Origin of the sequence: Acinetobacter sp. Ac_3412 (assembly GCF_013072675.1) — a bacterium.
Taxonomy (GTDB): Bacteria; Pseudomonadota; Gammaproteobacteria; order Pseudomonadales; family Moraxellaceae; genus Acinetobacter; species Acinetobacter higginsii.
In genome coordinates this window covers 204,474-225,102 of the sequence record NZ_LXUJ01000007.1, presented here as the reverse complement: position 1 = coordinate 225,102, position 20,629 = coordinate 204,474, and the positions used below count along the sequence as shown (strand labels likewise).

Genomic DNA, 20,629 nt, shown 5'->3' with positions numbered 1-20,629 from the left:
ATAATGACTCCAACAATATATTTTTATCCAGATCGACTAAGGCCAAAGTTAAAGTTTCTTCAAAGATACAATCATGGCTAAGGAAAAGAAGATAGCAGTGAGAATATACACAAACCACACCTTCTAACACTTTACCCTCAACCATAACCCCTGTGTTTTCCCCCTTAATCATCACTTCAGACTGAGGCAAACACTTATCTGTCATATCTTGGATCAATGCTAAACCAATATAATCAGCCACATACATATTCAACTTTGCCTAATAAAATGATTACCGATTATATTTCCATCTATTACTTTGACTCTACTTTCGATCATGCATCATTTCATATGACTGCGCTCTTAATAAATCTTCTTTAGTTCCAAATGATTGATTGCGTAATTGATTAATCGACTGCTGTTTACTGGCATCACTCGCATCACTTTTTAAAATTTGGTCACGTTCAGCCAAATATCCATTTACCTGCGTTTGCCATCCTGCTTCTTCTTGATCAACCTTTTCCAAACGATCCGCCGCTTCTGGCCCTAATAAACTTTCACGCATATTGCGCAGCTCTTGTGCAGAACCACCCTTTTCCCGAACTTCTTGGGTCAGCTGCTGCAATTCGGCAAATTGCATCGAAACCCGAACACCATCAGCCAATGTCGCAGGAAGTTGATCAATCAATTTCGCCAACTCAGCCGCCTTTTGCTGAGCGCTCAGGGTTTTATTGGCATGAATACGCATTTGATCGATATTAAACTGGTTCAAATTACGTTCATTGCCAAATAAAGCATTGATCTCAGCAGCATTAAAAAACTGCTGTTGTACTTTGTACATCTGCTCAATCACTTTTTGATAGCCATCAATATCACCAGTTTTAAAATTGCCCGTCGGTTTTATATTTTTTAAGGCATGGGTATAAGCCACATATTGATCTAACAGATAGCTCGCATAACTTGAAGCTGTATCAGGTAACGTCGCAGTGAGATACTGTCGAATATCGGCAATCAATTCCGTTTCAGTTTTTTCACCTAAACTAGAAAAGAAATAATCAAAACAACTGCGAATTCCAACGGTTAAAATCAATTTACCATTGGCATCAACCTGAATCGGACAGTCAATTTCGGTGCCTCGCAATGAAGATGCCAATTCAGGCATTTTGCCTTTTAAATTATTTTGCGCACTCACCTCTAAGCCATTTTCGGAGACCTGTGATTGAACCTGCTGATTTGGTGCTTGCTGGGTATTTTGAGGATCTGGTTTAAATATCCAATAGATTAAAGCCAACAAGAGCAATAAACATGCGATTAAAACTATACTGATGGTTTTATTATTCAAAAATTTACCGTTCATCATCCCTTGCTCTATTTATCATTCTTTCTTTGTTTGAACCGTTAAAACCAAAGGAGCAACGGATTGCTCCTTTGGTAAATGAATTATAAACCTTGATTTTTTAAGCGATTTGCTTGAGTACGATAAGGTGTTACTGGGTTCTGTAAGAATCCAACTAACCCCAGAATCTGATTCACTTCATCCAAATGGTTAAATGCATAATTGTCACGAATCACGGTGCCCAAATGACTCGAACAACGTGGTACCAAGCCATCATTTTCACCAGAAATCAGTAAGGAAGTTGCTGTTAATGCATAATCCATAGGATCTAAAGCATTGGTAAATGGACTGGTTCCACTCCATGAATAATAACGTACACCATTGACCAATTCTGTTCCTGATCCACAAGCTGTGGTTGGTACCCCTGCTGGAAAACGTCGGTTAAAGTTTGCTGAACCGCTAGTGGTTAATGAATTTAAGCCCGCCAGTGCATCTTGATCATAATAATGTCCTGAACCAATCCCCACCAACGAGAAGAAAGCATTTACGCCTGCTGCAATAATCGGTGCAAGTGCTGGTCCCACAGGTGACTTAACCACTGAGTCAACCACGTCTGCAACATCTGAACCTTTGGTTGGGCCACCTACTGCTGTGACTGAAGCAACTTTATTCGGCAACAAACTGGCGACATAACGAACCGATTGAGAGCCATGACTATGGCCAATTAAGTTAATTTTCTCCGCACCTGTAATTGCCAATACTTGCTTCGCCTGTAGCAACAATTGCTCGCCGCGTACCTCCGATGAATTAAAAGAAGCTTGCTGTGCAACGAATACATTCGCACCATTACCCACCAAGTCCTCTGTAATGCCATTCCAATATTGCAAAGGACCAACAGCAGAGAAGCCTGCCATCCCATGCGCAAGTAGAATCGGATACTTGGTTTTTGCATAGCTTGATGTAACACTGGTGCTACCGCCGACTGAACAAGAGTTCACATTACAGTTTTGCCATGATGCCTTTGGTGCAAAAAAATCGAACAAACCTGCATGTACCACAGATCCGCTGCTCACCACCATGCCTGCCATCAGCGCCATGACATTTAAATATTTTTTCTTCACGTTTTGCTCCTAGCATTTTTCATTTTTATTACAACGATTTAGTCTTTTTCTTCGTATCTGGAATCATTCCGAGCATACAAACGACTGGCAAAAATTATACTCCTTCGAAATATTGTGTGATTTTTAGACTAAAACAAACTGTGCCAAAATCATAACAATTCGTGCCAAAATTACGCTGGATTGAAAAAATTCCGATGAATGCACATTTTCAAATCCATCACTCTGCTTTAATTTCGGAATGAATTGGATCAGCTTTAACATGGAGTTTACTTCGCACTATGAGTATTCCCCGTCTTCATAACCAGCATTTTATTAGCAGCTCTTATGCTCACCTACTGAGTGAGGTGGTATCACGATGGAATATTTCAGCTGAAACATTATTCTGGGGCACTGGTGTTGAAATCGACAAACTATCTGATCTCAATGATAAGATCAGCCTGAATGCCTTTAAAAAAGTGATTGCCCGAACCATTGAACTGACACAGGAACAAGGCATCGGTTTTTATGCAGGTACGCAGTTAAAAATCAGTTCGCATGGCTTACTCGGTTTTACCGTTGCCATTTCAAAAAATGCCTTAGAGGCTATTGAAACCATTAACCAATTTGTCAGCTTGCAATGTTCATTTGTCGAATTAAATTTTAAAGTTGAGAATGAACTAGCCTATTACAACATTGCCTATGATCGTTCCTTACTGAATTTTAATGATGAATCGGATACACAAGCCTACGAATTTAGCTGTATTTTCTTTCTGACCGGTTTTGTGCATTTAGTCCGTTTCTTTATTCCAGATTTCAAGCCAAGTGTTGATCTACAATGTAAATATCCTGATTATTTTTCTCGTTTTGATGAGATCTTAGCATCGACTTTTGCAGAAATACGTTATGAACAGCCTTATACCCGCTTAATTGCCGCTGCAACTTTTCTAGACGCGCCACTCAGTATGGCCGATCCACTCACCGCTGAAAAGTTTAAATTACTGTGCCAAAAAGAGCTGGATGAACTACTTGCAACCCAAGATATTTTACAACGGGTCAAATATCTGATTGATGATAAAACAGAAGGCTTACTGAGTATTGATCAAGTTGCTCAAAAGCTAAACCTGACCAAAAGAACCTTACAACGGATGTTGCAAGAAAAAATGATCAGCTTTCAAACTTTGTATGATGAAGTCCGAAAGGAGAAAGCCAAGAAACTGATGCTGAATCCATTTATGACCAAAGATGAGCTTGCTAAAAAGCTGGGGTATTCCTCTCTTTCAAGTTTTAATCGTGCCTATAAACGTTGGGAAATTGAATAAAATTTTAGGGAAGTTTATGTAACAATGGAGCGATGTCTCAACCTTGTGGATGTTATATGAGTCAGTCAGAAATTACCGCTGTTGAACTTTCTAAAGCTTATCGCCTGCTCAATCATGGCCCGACAGTTTTGGTTTCTGCTCAGTATGGGCAAGAACGTAATGTCATGGCCGCAGCTTGGGCTTGTGCTTTAGAGTTAACACCTGCAAAGGTCACTGTGGTCTTGGATAAAAGTACCAAGACCCGCCAATTGGTGGAGCAAAGTGGTTATTTTGCCTTACAAGTACCCTGCTATGCGCAAATTGATATGGTGCATCAACTCGGAAGCATTAGCCAGTTTGATCATCCAAGCAAGTTAGAAGAATGCAAAACTGAATTATTTTACCAAGATGATTTTCCTGTCCCACTGGTAGCAGGTAGTCTGGCTTGGCTGATCTGTAAAGTGATTCCAGAACCACACAATCAACAAGCGCATGATTTATTTATCGGCTCGGTGGTGGGTGCTTGGGCTGATTCACGGGTATTTCGTGATGGTCATTGGCACTTTCAAGAGGCCAGTAAAGCGTTGCGTAGTCTGCATTACATTGCAGGCGGTACATTTTATTTGATTGGTGATGAAGTTAAGGCCAAATAATCTTTCATATAAGGCAAGGCAAAACCAGCTTTACCTCTTTTATTGATCATTGATTTTCATCAACTCGCTATACATAATATCCAAGAACTGCTGCTGTTCTTTGTTGTTTTTAAAGTAACGTTGATAAAGAACACTACAGCTTTCAACATCAGCAATATTGGCTTTATTAAATGACCAATCCTTTCGATCTTTGATGCTGATGCCTAGATCATCATCACAACTCTGCCATAACTGAGAAAATCTGGTTCGCTTAGCTGCATCTAATTTTTTAAAGTCGGCATACACAGAATAGCCACGCATAGCTGAATTAAAAAACTGTGAAATCATGGTGACTGGTACACCACCCCAATCGATGCTTTGGCCAATGGGCAATCTAATATCAGTCAGTTTATTTTCTGACATAATCTGGTCTTGTTTGCCTTTTTTGAAGTACTGTTCCTTATAGACCAAGGTGGTTCCTGCTGGAACATGAATTTTTTTAACCAACATCGGTTGCTGTGTCACATAGTAAGGATAATTCGGTCTTGAGTTGCCACCTGTCGGGTTCATATTGCCCACACAGCCTGCTAAAGACACAGTCATTGCAGCAGATAAAAAGATCTTGGTTTTCATCGTTGTTCTTATCATCCAAATTAATATTTTGATTCGACCTTAAAACGAAATCGATTCGGAAACAATATCAAATACTAAACACCATCTAATACCAAATAAAAAACCGTTGTGATATCCACAACGGCTTAAAATTAAATCAGAGTTTAATCTCCGAATTAAAATAAAATTTACTTGGCTGCCATACGGATTGCACCATCCAAACGAATCACCTCACCATTCAAATACGAGTTTTCAGCAATATGTGCCACTAAGCGCGCAAACTCTTCTGGACGACCTAAACGTGATGGATAAGGCACCATTTGTCCTAAGGCATCTTGCACATTTTGAGGCAAACCTTTCAACATTGGGGTTTCCATAATCCCTGGGGCAATGGTCATGACACGAATACCATGCCGCGCTAACTCACGTGCAATTGGTAAAGTCATCGCCACCACAGCACCTTTTGATGCCGAATAAGCCGCTTGTCCAATCTGACCATCAAAGGCAGCCACTGACGCGGTATTCACGATCACACCACGATCTTCATCACCTTCTGCTACGGTATTTTTACTCATGGCATCTGCTGCAAACCGTAGCATATTGAATGTACCTGTGACATTGATATGCAAGGTTTTAGAGAACATTGCCAAATCATGTACGCCTTCTTTACCGACGACTTTTGCAGATGGACCAATACCGGCACAGTTGATCAGGCCATATACGCTGCCATGTTTCGCCAATACATCTTTAAAGAATTGTTCTGCTGCAGCTTCATCGGTCACATCCAGTTTTACAAATTCTGCTGCTGCGCCCAAGGTCTGTGCTTGTTGTTCTCCAGCTTCGATATTCATATCGACGAGTGTCACAGAAGCACCTTTTTCAACTAAATATTCTGCTGTTGCTGCACCTAGGCCTGAACCGCCACCTGTAATAACAAAATGTTTTCCCTGAATTTTCATTTACGTTTCCTATCAAATTAAAGATATAAATTTTTATAACTAAGCCTAAAGGCAAGTTTTTTCCGATACAATTTCAAAAAGTAGCAAATTTGCTGCGGCTTTTGAGCATTCGATTTCATTCTTCTCCTGTATTTTATTGATATATGAACAAAAACCTCAACCTCGATCTTAATTCGGCTAAGGACACCATTTCAAATGCTTTAATCCGTGAAGCATTAAGTGTTGCTGCAAGTCGTGGGTTAAATATTGTCAGTATCGCCAATCGCGCAGGTATTTCAGCTGAACTATTGACTTCCTCCAAGGCGCGAGTGCCTGTGACCCAATGTGCGCAGTTATGGGTCGAAGTTGCAGAAAGTATGAATGATGAATTTCTTGGTATGGATACTCATCCCATGCGCCGAGGCAGTTATAGCCTATTAGCGAAATTAGCTTTTAATGCCGAAACGCTGGAGCAAGCCATCCAAGAAATTTTAAAATTTTTAAGTTTGGTACTGGATGATATTCGGGGTGAACTGATTCAAAAAGGCAGTAAAGCCTATTTGATCTTGCATGATCGTGAGCACCCGAAACGGATGTTTACCTATTCAACCTATTTAATGTTGGTACACAGTTTGATGTGTTGGTTGAGTGATCAACGCATCGGATTCCACAAAATGAGTTTCAGATGCCACCCACCTGTGGAAATACAAGATTATCGGGTACGGTTTTGCGAGAACATTCAATTTAATGCCGAGCAAAACCAAATCGAGTTTGACGCCCACTATCTCAAGCACAAAATCAAAAAAGATAAACAAGCGCTCAAGGATTTTCTCAAACACACGCCTTATAACCTGATTGTACGCTTTAAAAATGAGAACTCGTTAAGCTTGCAGATCCGCCGTCAATTGCTGTTACAGCCACCATCACACTGGGATGAACTGAAAGAGATTGCCCAGCAATTGAATATGTCGACTGCTACCATTCAACGTCGCTTAAAGCAAGAAGGCGTCAGTTATCAGCAGCTTAAAAATGATATTCGCTGTGATATCGCGATTGAACGACTGAGTAAAAGCAATGATTCAATCCAGAACATTAGCGATGATTTACATTTCCATGACCCCAGTGCATTCCATCGTGCCTTTAAAAAATGGACGGGAGTCAGTCCAGGCAGCTATAGAAAGTCTTCACCCAATAAAAAGAAACGTTTGGGCCATTTAGAATAATCGAAGGAATAAGCAATGTACTTACCTGAAATATTTGAAGAAACAGATCTTGAAAAATTATACCAACTAATTCAGGACTATCCTTTTGCTACGCTGATAAGTCATAGTGCGGAAGGCTTAGAAGCCAATCATTTGCCCTTTCATTTATTGCGTGATGAGCACAGCCAAACAGCGACACTGATTGCGCATATAGCCAAGAATAATCCGCTACACACTCAAATTGAAAATGGCGCAGCGGTTTTAATTATTTTTCAGGGTGAACAAGGTTATATCTCACCGAATTGGTATCCGAGTAAGCAGCAACACCATCGACATGTACCCACGTGGAATTATCAGGTGGTTCATGTCAAAGGAAGCATCAATTTCTTATATGATGAAAAAGCACTACGCGGCATCTTGGCCAGACTGACACGTACCCATGAAGCCAAACAAGCAACGCCTTGGAAAATGTCGGATGCACCAAATGATTATATTGCTCAGGAACTGCAAGGCATTGTCGGGATCGAAATTCCGATCTCACAGATCACGGGAAAGTTTAAACTCAGCCAAAATCGGGAAACACCAGATGCCTTAGGCGTAGTGGATGGACTGCAACAACAAGGTGAAAGCCGTTTAGCCAATGCAGTACAGCAATATATCGAGGAATAAGCTGAAGATATCACGATATTTTCAATAGCAGCACAACGCAATAATCGACATTGTTCGTGAATAAAAACAATGTTTTGAGACCGATTTTATTTTTATCTATTATCATTATTTCTAAATCAAAATAACTCAGTTGGGATGCGCTGTGATACATGTAAAGATCGCTGATATTTCATTATACGGCGCTGATTTAGCTCATGTCTTTCTTTTCTAAATTACCTCTCTCTCAGACTTTATTCGCTTTAGGCTTCTCTACGGTATTTATATCCTCCAGTTTTGCTGCCATTCCCACCACACTTAAACTTGACTATGCCTACTATGCGCCAACCAGCTTAGTGGTAAAAGATCAAAAACTGTTAGAAAAGGCCCTTCCCAATACCGAAATTAAATGGGTATTTAGCCAAGGTAGTAACCGTTCTCTAGAGTATCTAAATAGCAATAGTATTGATTTCGCTTCAACCGCGGGTTTGGCTGCAGTACTCAGTCGCGCCAACGGCAGCCCAATCAAGACGGTCTATATTCAAAGCCAACCTGAATGGACAGCATTGGTTGTTCCTGCAAATTCTCCAATCAAAAACCTCAAAGACCTCAAAGGCAAAAAAATTGCTGCGACCAAGGGCACAGATCCTTTCCTGTTTACGCTACAAGCATTGGATACAGTCGGACTGAATAAACGTGATGTTCAATTGGTTCATTTACAACACCCAGACGGCAAAACAGCATTAGAACGCGGTCAAGTGGATGCATGGGCGGGACTTGATCCCTTAATGGCGTCTGCACAAATCCAATCTGGGGCTAAATTGCTGTATCGTAATGTTGCGTTTAATAGTTATAGCGTCTTGAGCGTCAAAGAAGAGTTTAGTAAACAAAGTCCAGAAGCGGTAGAAGCTGTGATTAAAGCTTATGAACAAGCACGCAAATGGGCCAAAGCCAATCCAGATAAAGTTGCTGCGTTGTTAGCAAGTGAAGCGAAACTGCCTTTACCTGTTGCAAAATTGCAGTTGAGCCGTACCAACTTTGAACAAAACATTCCATCTGCTACACAAGCTCAAGCCCTGAAACGATCAGGAAAAATCCTGACGGAAGAAGACTTAGTTAGAAAAGGAACTGATGTCAATCAAGTGGTTGATCAGCTACTTGACCCACGTTTTGCTCAAAAAGTTGTGAAATAACCCATGCGCAATTCAAGTCACAAGGCTGGGCTAACGGATTTTCTTGCTCAGCAAAGCGCACAAATAAATAAAAAGCGTTTTAGCGCAAACCTCATTCGTTGGCTAAAAGCATTGCTACTTCCTACTCTGCTGTTAATACTCTGTGAACTTTTAGTCAGAAATGGCTATATCGAAGCGTATTTACTCCCTGCACCCAGTAGCTTGTGGCAATCTTTTTGGGATTTGGCTCAAACTGATTTACTACAGCACATTTACATCAGTACTTGGCGGGTACTCATCGGTTTTGCAATCGGTAGTGGTTTAGCTTTAATTTTTGCGATTTGGGTCGGCTTAAGCAAAGAAGTAGAAGCCTATTTAGAACCCTCTTTTTCCGCACTCAAATCCATTCCAAGCCTTGCATGGATTCCATTATTATTACTTTGGTTAGGGATTGATGAATCTTCTAAAATCACACTGATTGCGATAGGTGCTTTTTTTCCGACCTATACCAATACGGTCGCTGCCATCCATAATGTAGATCGAAAACTAATTGAAGTAGGAAAGGTCTATCACCTCAATGCATTGCAACGGGTTATCTCAATTGTGTTGCCTGCCGCTTCTTCTGGAATCCTGACCGGTTTACGCAATAGCTTGAGCTTATCGTGGATGTTTATGATTGCAGCGGAACTGATTGCCGCAACCCAAGGAATTGGTTATCTACTCAGTGATGGACGAGAAACTTCACGCCCAGATATTGTAATCATTGCGATTATTTTATTGGCTTTGCTTGGAAAAATATCGGATAGTTTGATGAAGCAATTGGAAAATAGATTATTAGGTTGGCGTGATACCATTCACAAACAGGCTTAAACCCAACGAGCCAAGGTCACTCGGTCATTGCCACCATAATCCTTGATGGTCTGAATTTGCTCAAAACCGTGTTGCTCAAAAATATCACGTACTGCTTGGCCTTGGTCATAACCATGTTCAAGCACAATCCAGCCATTCGGTTTAAGCCAGTCTTTACCTTGGGTAATGATAATTTCAATATCTGCCATACCCTGCTTATCTGCAATCAATGCACGCTCAGGTTCAGACTTGAGCTTTTGCATATGCACATCATCAGGATCAATATATGGCGGATTCGATACAATCAGATCAAACTGTTGCTGTTCTAAGGCTTCAAACCAAGCACCACAAGCAAACTTGACCTGCATGAGACCATGTCGCACGGCATTGTCCTGCGCTACCTCTAAAGTCGGTGCATAGATATCAGTTGCAGTGACTTGCCACTGTGGACGTTCACACGCGAGTGACAAAGCAATCGCACCTGTTCCTGTACCTAGGTCAACAATATTGGCTTGTGAACTTAAAGGCAGTTTTAATACCGTTTCCACAAGGATTTCGGTATCGGGACGCGGCACCAAAGTGTCATGGGTGACTTTTAAATCGAGCGTCCAAAACGGTTGTGAACCTGTGACATAGGCCAATGGCTCACCTTGTTCGATACGAGCCAGCCCATCTAAATAAGCTTGCTCCTGCATTTCAGTCAGTTCTTGCTCAAGTCTTAATTTAAGTTCTAAGGTATTGATCCCCAAAATATGTTCGAGTAGCCACGCCGCCTCTTGACGTTCATAGCTATCAATTTCACCTTTAATCTCTAATGCTTGAGCAATATTCATTAGCCGCCATTTTCCTGTGCAAGCATCGCCAACTGATCTGCTTGATATTCACGATGTAAGCTATCTAATAGTTCGGTTAAATCACCTTCCATAATCGCATCCAACTTATATAAGGTCAGGTTGATACGGTGATCGGTCATACGACCTTGCGGGTAGTTATAGGTACGAATACGCTCTGAACGGTCACCAGAACCGACCAAATCACGGCGCATTTCCGAGGTTGCTGCATCCGCTGCTGCACGTTTTGCATTTTCTAAACGTGAGACTAACAAAGCCATCGCTTTGGCTTTGTTCTTATGCTGAGAACGCTCTTCCTGACATTCCACCACTACACCCGATGGAATATGGGTAATACGTACTGCTGAATCGGTTTTGTTAATGTGCTGACCACCCGCACCTGATGCACGGTAAGTATCAATACGCAAATCGGCAGGATTGATTTCAACGGTGGTGTCTACATCGATTTCTGGCAGAATCGCAACCGTACAAGCCGAAGTATGGACACGGCCTTGTGATTCAGTCGCAGGAACACGTTGTACGCGGTGTGCACCACTTTCAAATTTCAAGCGACCATAGACGCCTTCGCCATCAATACGACAAATGATCTCTTTATAGCCGCCATGCTCACCTTCGTTTTCAGAAAGCACTTCGATACGCCAGCCTTGTGTTTCAGCGTATTTGCTATACATACGGAATAGATCACCCGAAAAAATCGCAGCTTCATCACCACCTGTACCCGCACGCACCTCAAGATAGGCTGCGTTGGCATCATTTGGATCTTTTGGAATCATCAACACGTTTAATTGCTCTTCAAGTGCAATCAAAAGTGCTTTATTTTCTTTGATTTCTTCCTCGGCCATGTCTTTGAAATCAGGATCTGATTTCATCATTTCAGCCGTTTCGATATCTTCTTCCGCTTGACGATATTTGCTCCAAACCTCGGTGATTTCAGTTAAATCATTGTGTTCACGGGACAGTTTACGAAAACGTTTATTGTCCGAAATTACTTCTACATCAGCGAGTAATGCAGTCAGCTCTTCGTGACGATCACAAAGTTGATCGAGTCTTAAACGGAGTGATGCTTTCATGGGCGGAATATCTCAAAATCTAAAGACTCAGTGCCAATGAAGCACGAGCAAAATCAAAAAATTGCGCATAGTTTACAGACTCTACTGCTTAAAAGACATAGAGAATCAGGGGAACTTACTATTCCTCACCCATTTCATCACAAATTGTTCAGTTTTAGTTTTCATTGCTTGTTCTCTGATCAAGGCTTATATATAAATAATGAAAGACAAATAGAAAGATAAAACAACAGGATAATCTATGAATAATTTTATAAACCGCCCCACCTCAGCCTTTATCGCTGCGAGCTGGGTGGCCTTACTCGCAGGTGGCGTTGGCTTTATGATTGGTCTATGGAATGCCAATATGCCCTTGCATGAAAAAGGCTATTATCTGGTGATCTTGCTTTATGGACTTTTCTCTGCTGCATCATTACAGAAAACTGTCCGTGACCAACTCGAAGAAATTCCCGTTACTGCGATTTACTATGGGCTATGTTGGGCTTCGATGGCGCTTTGTATCGGTCTTTTATTGGTGAGCTTATGGAATGCGGATCTGAGCATGAGTGAAAAAGGCTTTTACATCATGTCCTTCTTATTAAGTCTGTTTGGCGTGGTCGCAACCCAAAAGAATATCCGTGACTTAAACTATCTACGCTTGCAAACTGAACTGAATCCTCGCCAGCCCAAAATTGAAGAACAAAGCAGCAAAGATGATTCATTAGATTAATTCAAAAATGAATGGAACCTTAAAATAAGGTTTCATTTTTTTGTGCAGTGATTAACTATCTTATTGTTTAATCAAACTTAACCCTCATTCCTTACTATTCTCAGCAACAAAACACTACAATCCAGACACCAAAGAGTAATAATTCAGAAAAGCTTCTCCACACTTTCATACGCAAACTTTGTTACATTTGCAGCCATGAAAAAGAGGTCCGTCATGTTTCGGACACGGAGTCAAAAATGAAATTAAATGCTTGGTTATGTGCTGCTGTTTTTGCGAGCTCATCATTGGTTACTGCTGCTCATGCTGATAATGCAACCCGTGTTGCTGCAACTTCTGCGCTTGGTAGTGTTGTAGGTACTGCAATTGGTAAAGAAATGGGTGGAAACAGCGGCGCAATGATTGGCTCTGCACTCGGTGGTGCTGGTGGTGCAGCTGCTGCAAGTAGCAAACGTACCCGTACTGAAGCTGCTATTGGTGGTGGTTTAGGCGGCGTGGGTGGTTATACTGTAGGTAAAAACCTCGGTGGTACGACTGGCGGTTATATCGGTGCTGCTGCTGGTGCGGCAGGTGGTTCTGCTCTAGGCCGTAAAGTCGGTCAAGACCGTGACTATGACAATTACCAGTCTAAAAAATACAAGAAGAAAAGAAAGCACCGTCATCACTAATTCTAAAAAGCACCTTCGGGTGCTTTTTTATGGCCTAGATTTCCCCTAAACATCTATAAAATCCTGAGCAAAATGCTAGGTTGAATCCTTATGCTGAACTTTCTAAAATAATTCCTTATTTTTTATATGCCTTTTATTCCGCATCATGAATACTGAATTACTCTCTCCTGCTGGTTCACTTAAAAATATGCGTTATGCTTTTGCTTATGGTGCCGATGCGGTCTATGCAGGCCAGCCACGTTATAGCTTACGCGTACGCAACAATGAATTTGATCATGACAATTTAAAAATCGGGATTGATGAAGCCCACACCCTAGGCAAAAAATTTTATGTGGTGGTCAATATCCAGCCGCATAACAGTAAGCTCAAAAACTTTATCCGAGATATCGAACCTATTATTGCCATGCAACCAGATGCGCTGATTATGTCAGACCCTGGTTTGATTATGTTAGTACGTGAACATTTCCCTGAGATGCAGATTCATCTGTCGGTACAAGCCAATGCGATCAATTGGGCTACTGTAAAATTCTGGAAAGACTATGGTCTAAGTCGCGTGATCTTGTCACGAGAACTTTCGCTCGAAGAAATAGAAGAAATCCAGAAACATGTCCCTGAAATTGAACTGGAAGTGTTCGTACATGGTGCACTGTGTATGGCCTATTCAGGTCGTTGCTTGTTATCGGGCTATATGAATAAACGTGATGCCAATCAGGGCGCCTGTACCAATGCCTGTCGTTGGGACTATAAAATCCACTCAGCGCAAGAAGATGCCAATGGTGATGTCATTCCTGTTCAGCAAGTCGATACCCAACAGCAATGTTGCGCACAGACATCAAACAACACTAATACGGCTCAAACTGTTTTAGTGCAGCGTAATGATGAAGACATGTTTGCCGCCGAAGAAGATGAGCATGGCACCTATTTCATGAACTCCAAAGACCTACGTGCAGTACAGCATGTGGATCGTCTAACTCAAATGGGTGTCACTTCTTTAAAGATTGAAGGTCGTACCAAATCTTATTTTTATTGTGCCCGTACTGCACAGATTTACCGCAAAGCCATTGATGATGCACTAGTGAGTAAAGAATTTGATCCTAGCTTGATGACACAACTGGAAGGATTGGCCAATCGTGGTTATACCGAGGGCTTCTTGCGACGCCATGTACATAGCGATTATCAAAATTATACCGATGGTTCATCACATTTTGACTATCAACAATTTTGCGGTGAAGTGATTGGCCGTCATGCTGACTATATTCGCATTGAGGTTAAAAACCGCTTTGTGATTGGCGATTCGCTTGAGTTAATGACACCCAAAGGCAATATCAACTTCAAATTAGAACAGATGCGTGATCTTAAGGGCAATACCATTGAAAATGCCAAAGGTTCAGGTCATATCGTCGAAATTCCACTCTCCGCTGAGATTGATATTGAATATGCACTTTTGATTCGTAATTTGCCGCACGCCACAACCGAGTTGCAATCTGCAGCACTTGCCTATTCGGCAGATTGATATGGCACTCATCATTACCAATGCATGTATCAATTGTGATATGTGCTTGCCTGAATGCCCCAATCAAGCGATTAATGAAGGTGCAAAAGTCTATGAAATCGACCCAGAACGTTGCACCGAATGCATCGGTTTCTACACAGCACCCACTTGCCTCGCTGTCTGTCCCATCGATTGTATTCAGCCTGACCCAGCGTGGCTAGAATCTCCTGATCAACTGCTGATAAAATTTAATAATCTTAATTTATTCAAACATTAAGGCTTCACTAAAAGATAGGCACAAGCATCGCTATCAAATTACAAAGTGCCTATCTCGCTTTTCATTAACTGCACTTCATCCTGATTTTGCGATTCAGCATCCGCACTGGCATCAAAATTGCTAATTAGTATTACGTTTTATTCAATTAGTATTACTACGGGTGTGCACCTATGCATCATTCAGTATTGTCAAAAAGGAAAAAGCTTTACTTGAGTTTGGGATCTTTTCTGATTCCCATCTTAATTTGGAGCTGCGTCAGTTACTTACCATTTATCTGGCATCCACAAGTTCAAATTACCGATGCAGGCTCAGCCACTTATCTACAGGCAGGAACCCGAATAGATAAGCAGGCTTATTATGCAGAGGCTCAAGATGCCGTCAATCAAGGCAAAACACCGCCTACAGGGATTCTGGTCAATCCGATTTATTTGCCTGCTCCGCATCAAGTGGCGAAAGCACTTTTCACTTCGTTTACCACGCCCCCGCAACAGGCCGATGCCCCTTGGTTACATCAAAGCCTGTGGCACAGTATCAAGATTGTGTTTACGGCGTTTTTTATCTCTTCATTGATCGGTGTGCCGCTTGGTATCCTCTGTGGCTTTTCCAATACTATTTCCAAGCTAACTGAACCCTTTGTCGAGTTCTTTCGCTACCTGCCCGCACCCGCTTTCGGGGCATTGGCGGTGGCGATTTTAGGCATTAATGATGCTCCGAAAATTGCCATTATCGTAATTGGAACCTTATTTCAGCAAATTCTGATCATTGCCAATACCACTCGAATGGTTGATCGCGGCTTGGTTGAAGCAGGTTATACCCTAGGTACCAATAAGCTCAAAAGCCTGTTCCATGTGGTAATCCCTGCGGCACTGCCTGATATTTATCGAGATCAACGAGTGTTGCTGGGTTGGGCATGGACCTATTTGATCGTGTCGGAACTGATTGGTGCGACCTCAGGAATTACCTGGTTCATTACTCAACAAACGCGTTATCAAAATTTCGATAATGTTTATGCAGCCATCCTGATTATCGGGGTAATTGGACTGTTGTGTGATTTGATTTTAATGAAACTGGGTAGCTCCCTATTTAAATGGAAAAAAGGAGTATAAATATGACAGATCATTTTGATGCCAAAGCCTATTTTGAGCATATTTATACGCGTCCCGTAATGTTGGAAACTAAGCAACTAACACAAATTTTTCAGCATGGTGATTCAGAACGAACCGTACTGAACCAGATTGATTTACGTATTCATAAGCGTGAGTTTGTCTGTGTGATTGGTCCTTCGGGCTGTGGAAAATCAACTTTAAGCCGTGTGGTTGCCGGTCTAGATGACTACCACAGTGGTGAGGTTCTGGTTGAAGGACAAAGAATTAAAGGCCCAAGTTCAGAACGTGGCATGGTGTTTCAAGGCTATACCTTATTTCCATGGAAAACCGTCAAAGAAAATGTGATGTTTGGGCCTTTGATGAAAGGGATCAGTCAAACCCGTGCCGAAGAAATGGCGCGTGAATGGATCAATATTATTGGCTTAGAAAAATATGAAAATCAGTTTCCACATGAACTTTCTGGTGGGATGAAACAGCGTGTCGCGATTGCCCGTGCCTTGGTCAATGAACCCAAGATTTTACTGATGGATGAGCCTTTTGGGGCACTTGATCCCTACACCCGACAAAAAATGCAAAAGCATCTCATGGACTTATGGCAAAACATTGATATTACTATTTTATTTGTCACGCATGACATGGATGAAGCCATTTTACTGGCAGATCGCATTGTGGCTTTAAAAGCCAATCCAGGTGAAGTCAAAGAGATTATCGAAGTCCATTTACCACGTCCACGAACTATGGAACTGATGCATTCGCCTGAATTTAAACAACTAAGGCAGCGTGTTGATCTGTTGGTACATCACCAAGAGGAAGCCTTAGATCCAGCTTTGCAGGATTTACCTAAAATTCCACGTATGACCCAAATGAGTACACAGAAATAAAATAGCGCTTGGGACGACCCAATACGCTTCATTTATTGCTGGACGACCAGCCAATGGTGAATCTCATGAACCATGATTATGTGTTGCCCTTAATTGATATTTCACTCCTCAACAGCACGAGTTTAGAAGATCGCAAACAGGTGGTGAAGCAACTTGATCAAGCCTGTAAAGACGTTGGCTTCTTATACATTCAAGGGGAGCAATTTCAACCCGAACTGTTCGATCAGTTAAAACAAACCGCGCAGCATTATTTTAGCCAAGACCAAGCCACTAAAATGCAACATTATATTGGTCTATCCGAAAATCATAGTGGTTATGTGCCAATCGGCGAAGAACAATTCAAAGCCAATGTCTATGATCTAAAAGAATCTTATGACATCAATTATGACTATCTCGGTGAACGGCATCGTCGTCCTTTACTCGGCCCAACACTATGGCCTGAAGATGCTCACTTTAAACACACGGTCTTAAATTATTATCAACATATCAAAGCCATCGGAAATCAGCTATTTAAAGCTTTTGCCTTAGCGCTTGATTTGAATGAGGACTTTTTTGAACCGCATTCAAAGCATGCGCCAAGCCAATTGAGGCTGATTCACTACCCTTACAATCCCGAAGCACAAGATCAATCAGGCATTGGGGCACATACCGACTATGAATGTTTTACCCTTTTATTTCCAACGGCGGAAGGTTTACAGGTACTGAATAAACAAGGTGAATGGATCGATATTCCCTTAATTGAAAACACCATGGTAATGAATATTGGTGACATGATGGAAATCTTATCCAACGGTCGTTATCTGGCAACCAAGCATCGGGTAAGACGGGTACAGGAAGAGCGTTACTCTTTTCCGCTGTTCTTCTCCTGTGATTATGACTATCTGATTCAACCGCTGATTCCTAATGAAGCGCCGTTATATCCGCCAATGAAAGGTGGTGAACATCTGTTCAACCAAACAGCTCAAACCTTTATGTACCTCAAGCAACGCATTCAGTCGGGTGAGTTGGTACTTGAAAATGCCCGTCCACTATACTCTTTTGGTTTAATTGAACAAGGAGCAAGTGAATGAATTTAATCAACTTATTAACGCAATTTGAGCCAACAGCAATTGATGATCACTTGCCCCTACCACGCTATTTACTAGGATGCTTTAGACGTAAAAGTATCAGCTTCTTCAATGGCTTGACGGACGAAAAGACCATTGTGTATTGGTTTCAGTCCAGATCTTTCAGCATTGACCTCCGACTGATCGATGCCAATCAAACTCCAGTATATGAACGACAAGGATGGATTGGCGATACTCTATGGGATTCAGATCGCGAATTACTCTCTTGGCAGGTTCATCAAAACTATCAGAATCATATCCAATGGCCTGAACCTGCAAAACTTTACCCGATCGGCAATAGTATTTTAGAGTTCTCACCTTCCCATGCCTATGTAGAAGATTGGCGGCAACAGGCTCAACAGGGCTTATTGCTCGGTTTACGTCTATTTCAAATGCAACATGTGGCAACACAACAGATTGTACCTATGGATGGGGGCTTGATGATCTGCGATCAACACATGGCTTATGCACAATCACGTCATCCACAGCTGCAACATCAATTGAAAAATGGCCCGATTCATCATCCTGAAAACGATCTCAAAGCCATTGAAAGCTATGAAGTCTCAGTTGCTTTAAATGGTTCTTCTATTGGTTTTAGTACAATCACCAGTCGTTTGCAGCAATCTATTTCACTGGATGATTTTGAAATAGAAGATGCCAACACCCTGACTCAACTAAAAAAGATTGAAGGTGAACTGTATCGACTTTATTTTCACTTGGATATCTATCAGCCTAATTTTGTATTTCATACCACAACCGCAACCACCACAGATACACAACAATGGCTGGCTGCTGAACAAAAGCATTTATTAAAAAATGCCACACGGACTTACTAATCCTTTTTCTATCTGATTATCTGGACAAGGACAATTAATGCTTTAAAACGATTGTCCTTCAGATTTCAAAATCCGAAAATAAAAAATCGCTCTTAATGAGCGATTTTTTATACCAGAGAGTCTCTATTTCAACTCACCCACCAAAGCTGGATAGATCAAGCCATCTACATCCACTTCAGTTTTATAAATCCCATTACTGACATTAAATTGATTGACGTGATAGGTTGAGCCATAAATCGAGTCAAAGCCTGTTCCCTTTTGGAATACTTTCTTATTCGCAGCAATATCCAGTAGATGCGTCCCCTCAATAAATTGCTCATATTGCTGAGGATCAACACCAACACGATTCGCCATGATTTTTACCGCATCCGCGTGTGTGGCAGGATCTTGAATATACTTCACTGTTTTATCCCACACTTGGATCAGCTTTTTCCAATCCTCTTTATGTGCAGATAAATGAGTTGGATTTACCGCCAAGGTATCGTAAATCAAGCCTGGTTTATCTTTAGAACTATAAATAATCTTGGAACCTGCAACGGCTTTTAAGGCCTGATTAGCCACGGGTTGCCAAACTGCAATTGCAGCAACATCCTGACTGCCAAACACTTGAGGAAGTTCATTGGTTACTGAGTTGACCAGCTTAATATCTGAGAATGGAATCTTGGCATCGTTCAAAGCCGTCGATAATAACAGGTGATCGACCAAGCCCTTTTCCGTTGCTATGGATTTTCCTTTCAAATCCTGAATGCTGTTGATACCATTCTTGGCAATAATGACATCATTACCCGCAGAATAATCGGTCACCATAATAATCATGCCCTTGCTTCCGCCCGAGGCATTGACCAAATTATCGCCATTGGTAATAAACACCGCATCCAGTTGATTGGCAGCAAAGGCAGAAATTGAGGCTGAATAATCAAACCATTTAAATTCGACATTTAAGCCTGCGTCTTTTAACCAGCCTTTTTCAATCGCCACTTGCCAAGCCACCCAACCCGGCCAATCACTATACCCAATCGTCATTGGAGTCGTTGATGTCGCATCTTTGGCTTCGGTCGCCTTTTCCGCCGTTGGTACCTTAACCGAATTATCACACGCTGTAAGACCCAGTCCCAACAGTACAGAAACGGATAAAGTTACTATTGTTTGCTTCATAATCACCCCATATCTTTTTTGAAATTTTGCCCAGAGAATATGTGAATCCCACGTTTTGCGACAATACCAATGCCGACGCTTCCTATTCATTTTGCTGTAAGGGTGGCATCACGGCATCCATGAGTTCCAGATGCCCTTTTATCACCCCTTTTAAGGCAGTAAATTGCTGACTAATCTGTTTAAGGTCATTACTGCCCCCTTGTAACAGCATGACTTCCAATATTTTTTGTTGATCCAGTTGAATATGTAATGAACTAATCACCTGTTCTAAAAATTTCTGCTGTAAATCTAACAGTTGCATCCGCAATGGCATACAACTGGCGTCATAGAGCAATGTCAGCGTGCCGACCATGACTGCATTTTGCTGTGCCTGTTCAGCAATGAGATGCTTGTTAATCATGTCAACAATCGCCTGAGAGCGACTCTCATAATGCTCTTCGACAATGGTTTGATCTAAGGCTTCAACCGTCTTTTCCGGGACGGTAATACTGATTCGAGTCAGTTTAGGACGCGCATTCATAATGATCAGACTATTGTTTAGGGAGTTGGGTTTGCTTTACATACAGACCTGCTCGGACGCTCAGTAAATTGGCAAAACAGCGCGCTGCAACTTTGAAATACTGAATTAGGATTGATTGCGTTTTCATAACCACCTCAGCCTTAGTAATACCAAATTTATAATTCGTAATATTTAATGCAGTATCTATGCCAGTTTTTTATT

The 20,629-nt window shown here is 41.5% G+C and carries 22 protein-coding genes; 14 read left to right on the top strand and 8 right to left on the bottom strand.

The features are described from left to right. Positions 1-304: 304 nt before the first annotated feature. Both A7P54_RS04470 and A7P54_RS04465 read right to left on the bottom strand, forming a co-directional pair. Positions 305-1,336, bottom strand: a complete 1,032-nt coding sequence (locus A7P54_RS04470; RefSeq protein WP_171549197.1) for a lipase secretion chaperone — start codon at positions 1,334-1,336, stop codon at positions 305-307. A gap of 83 nt (positions 1,337-1,419) precedes the next feature. After that, positions 1,420-2,436, bottom strand: a complete 1,017-nt coding sequence (locus A7P54_RS04465; protein ID WP_171548789.1) for an alpha/beta fold hydrolase — start codon at positions 2,434-2,436, stop codon at positions 1,420-1,422. Positions 2,437-2,714: 278 nt separating this feature from the next. On the opposite strand from A7P54_RS04465, the gene A7P54_RS04460 reads away from it, so the two are divergent. Together A7P54_RS04460 and A7P54_RS04455 are read left to right on the top strand one after the other, a co-directional pair. Continuing rightward, a complete protein-coding gene (locus A7P54_RS04460; protein ID WP_171548788.1) occupies positions 2,715-3,734 on the top strand; it encodes an AraC family transcriptional regulator in 1,020 nt (339 codons plus the stop codon). A gap of 56 nt (positions 3,735-3,790) precedes the next feature. After that, on the top strand, positions 3,791-4,366 hold the full coding sequence (locus A7P54_RS04455; protein WP_171548787.1) for a flavin reductase family protein: 576 nt from the start codon (positions 3,791-3,793) through the stop codon (positions 4,364-4,366). A gap of 39 nt (positions 4,367-4,405) precedes the next feature. On the opposite strand, the gene A7P54_RS04450 is transcribed toward A7P54_RS04455, so the two are convergent. Further along, positions 4,406-4,978 (bottom strand): hypothetical protein, encoded by a 573-nt coding sequence (locus A7P54_RS04450; protein WP_171548786.1) that lies wholly within the window; start codon positions 4,976-4,978, stop codon positions 4,406-4,408. 167 nt (positions 4,979-5,145) lie between these two features. After that, positions 5,146-5,916, bottom strand: coding sequence for a 3-hydroxyacyl-CoA dehydrogenase (locus tag A7P54_RS04445; RefSeq protein WP_004806439.1), 771 nt, complete (start codon positions 5,914-5,916; stop codon positions 5,146-5,148). Between the two features lie 143 nt (positions 5,917-6,059). Between A7P54_RS04445 and A7P54_RS04440 the strand changes: the two genes are divergently transcribed. The 4 genes from A7P54_RS04440 (at position 6,060) to A7P54_RS04425 (ending at position 9,784) form a co-directional block, all read left to right on the top strand. Beyond that, positions 6,060-7,118: an AraC family transcriptional regulator gene (locus A7P54_RS04440; RefSeq protein ID WP_171548785.1), complete on the top strand. Its 1,059-nt coding sequence runs from the start codon at positions 6,060-6,062 to the stop codon at positions 7,116-7,118. 15 nt (positions 7,119-7,133) lie between these two features. Next, positions 7,134-7,766, top strand: a complete 633-nt coding sequence (locus tag A7P54_RS04435) for an FMN-binding negative transcriptional regulator (protein ID WP_171548784.1) — start codon at positions 7,134-7,136, stop codon at positions 7,764-7,766. 194 nt (positions 7,767-7,960) lie between these two features. Beyond that, positions 7,961-8,935 carry an aliphatic sulfonate ABC transporter substrate-binding protein gene (locus A7P54_RS04430; protein WP_171548783.1) on the top strand — a complete coding sequence of 325 codons (975 nt, stop codon included), beginning with the start codon at positions 7,961-7,963 and terminating at the stop codon, positions 8,933-8,935. A 3-nt stretch (positions 8,936-8,938) separates the two neighbouring features. After that, positions 8,939-9,784 carry an ABC transporter permease gene (locus A7P54_RS04425; protein ID WP_171548782.1) on the top strand — a complete coding sequence of 282 codons (846 nt, stop codon included), beginning with the start codon at positions 8,939-8,941 and terminating at the stop codon, positions 9,782-9,784. Here the strand turns inward: A7P54_RS04425 and prmC are convergent. Together prmC and prfA are read right to left on the bottom strand one after the other, a co-directional pair. Next, the gene (gene prmC / locus A7P54_RS04420) at positions 9,781-10,596 is read right to left on the bottom strand and encodes a peptide chain release factor N(5)-glutamine methyltransferase (protein ID WP_171548781.1); all 816 of its coding nucleotides are present in this window, start codon (positions 10,594-10,596) and stop codon (positions 9,781-9,783) included. The two genes, A7P54_RS04425 and prmC, sit on opposite strands and share 4 nt — an antisense overlap. Beyond that, positions 10,596-11,684 carry a peptide chain release factor 1 gene (gene prfA / locus A7P54_RS04415; RefSeq protein WP_171548780.1) on the bottom strand — a complete coding sequence of 363 codons (1,089 nt, stop codon included), beginning with the start codon at positions 11,682-11,684 and terminating at the stop codon, positions 10,596-10,598. The genes prmC and prfA overlap by 1 nt, the downstream gene beginning before the upstream one ends. A gap of 238 nt (positions 11,685-11,922) precedes the next feature. On the opposite strand from prfA, the gene yiaA reads away from it, so the two are divergent. The 8 genes from yiaA to A7P54_RS04375 all read left to right on the top strand — a co-directional run bounded on the left by yiaA (position 11,923) and on the right by A7P54_RS04375 (position 18,753). Further along, the gene (gene yiaA / locus A7P54_RS04410) at positions 11,923-12,390 is read left to right on the top strand and encodes an inner membrane protein YiaA (protein ID WP_171548779.1); all 468 of its coding nucleotides are present in this window, start codon (positions 11,923-11,925) and stop codon (positions 12,388-12,390) included. A gap of 236 nt (positions 12,391-12,626) precedes the next feature. Continuing rightward, positions 12,627-13,055: a hypothetical protein gene (locus A7P54_RS04405; protein ID WP_004806422.1), complete on the top strand. Its 429-nt coding sequence runs from the start codon at positions 12,627-12,629 to the stop codon at positions 13,053-13,055. 145 nt (positions 13,056-13,200) lie between these two features. Continuing rightward, a complete protein-coding gene (yegQ, locus tag A7P54_RS04400) occupies positions 13,201-14,568 on the top strand; it encodes a tRNA 5-hydroxyuridine modification protein YegQ (protein WP_171548778.1) in 1,368 nt (455 codons plus the stop codon). Position 14,569: 1 nt separating this feature from the next. Then, complete coding sequence (locus A7P54_RS04395; protein WP_101236426.1) at positions 14,570-14,824, top strand: YfhL family 4Fe-4S dicluster ferredoxin; 255 nt, start codon at positions 14,570-14,572, stop codon at positions 14,822-14,824. Between the two features lie 170 nt (positions 14,825-14,994). After that, a complete protein-coding gene (locus tag A7P54_RS04390) occupies positions 14,995-15,930 on the top strand; it encodes an ABC transporter permease (RefSeq protein WP_171548777.1) in 936 nt (311 codons plus the stop codon). Between the two features lie 2 nt (positions 15,931-15,932). Then, complete coding sequence (locus A7P54_RS04385; RefSeq protein WP_171548776.1) at positions 15,933-16,811, top strand: ABC transporter ATP-binding protein; 879 nt, start codon at positions 15,933-15,935, stop codon at positions 16,809-16,811. 53 nt (positions 16,812-16,864) lie between these two features. Further along, the gene (locus tag A7P54_RS04380; RefSeq protein WP_171548775.1) at positions 16,865-17,881 is read left to right on the top strand and encodes an isopenicillin N synthase family oxygenase; all 1,017 of its coding nucleotides are present in this window, start codon (positions 16,865-16,867) and stop codon (positions 17,879-17,881) included. Further along, a complete protein-coding gene (locus tag A7P54_RS04375; protein WP_171548774.1) occupies positions 17,878-18,753 on the top strand; it encodes a hypothetical protein in 876 nt (291 codons plus the stop codon). The genes A7P54_RS04380 and A7P54_RS04375 overlap by 4 nt, the downstream gene beginning before the upstream one ends. A 123-nt stretch (positions 18,754-18,876) precedes the next feature. Here the strand turns inward: A7P54_RS04375 and A7P54_RS04370 are convergent, their stop codons facing one another. Further along, positions 18,877-19,911 (bottom strand): ABC transporter substrate-binding protein, encoded by a 1,035-nt coding sequence (locus A7P54_RS04370; protein WP_171549196.1) that lies wholly within the window; start codon positions 19,909-19,911, stop codon positions 18,877-18,879. 79 nt (positions 19,912-19,990) lie between these two features. Continuing rightward, positions 19,991-20,428, bottom strand: a complete 438-nt coding sequence (locus A7P54_RS04365; RefSeq protein ID WP_004654007.1) for a ribbon-helix-helix protein, CopG family — start codon at positions 20,426-20,428, stop codon at positions 19,991-19,993. Positions 20,429-20,629 lie beyond the last annotated feature (201 nt).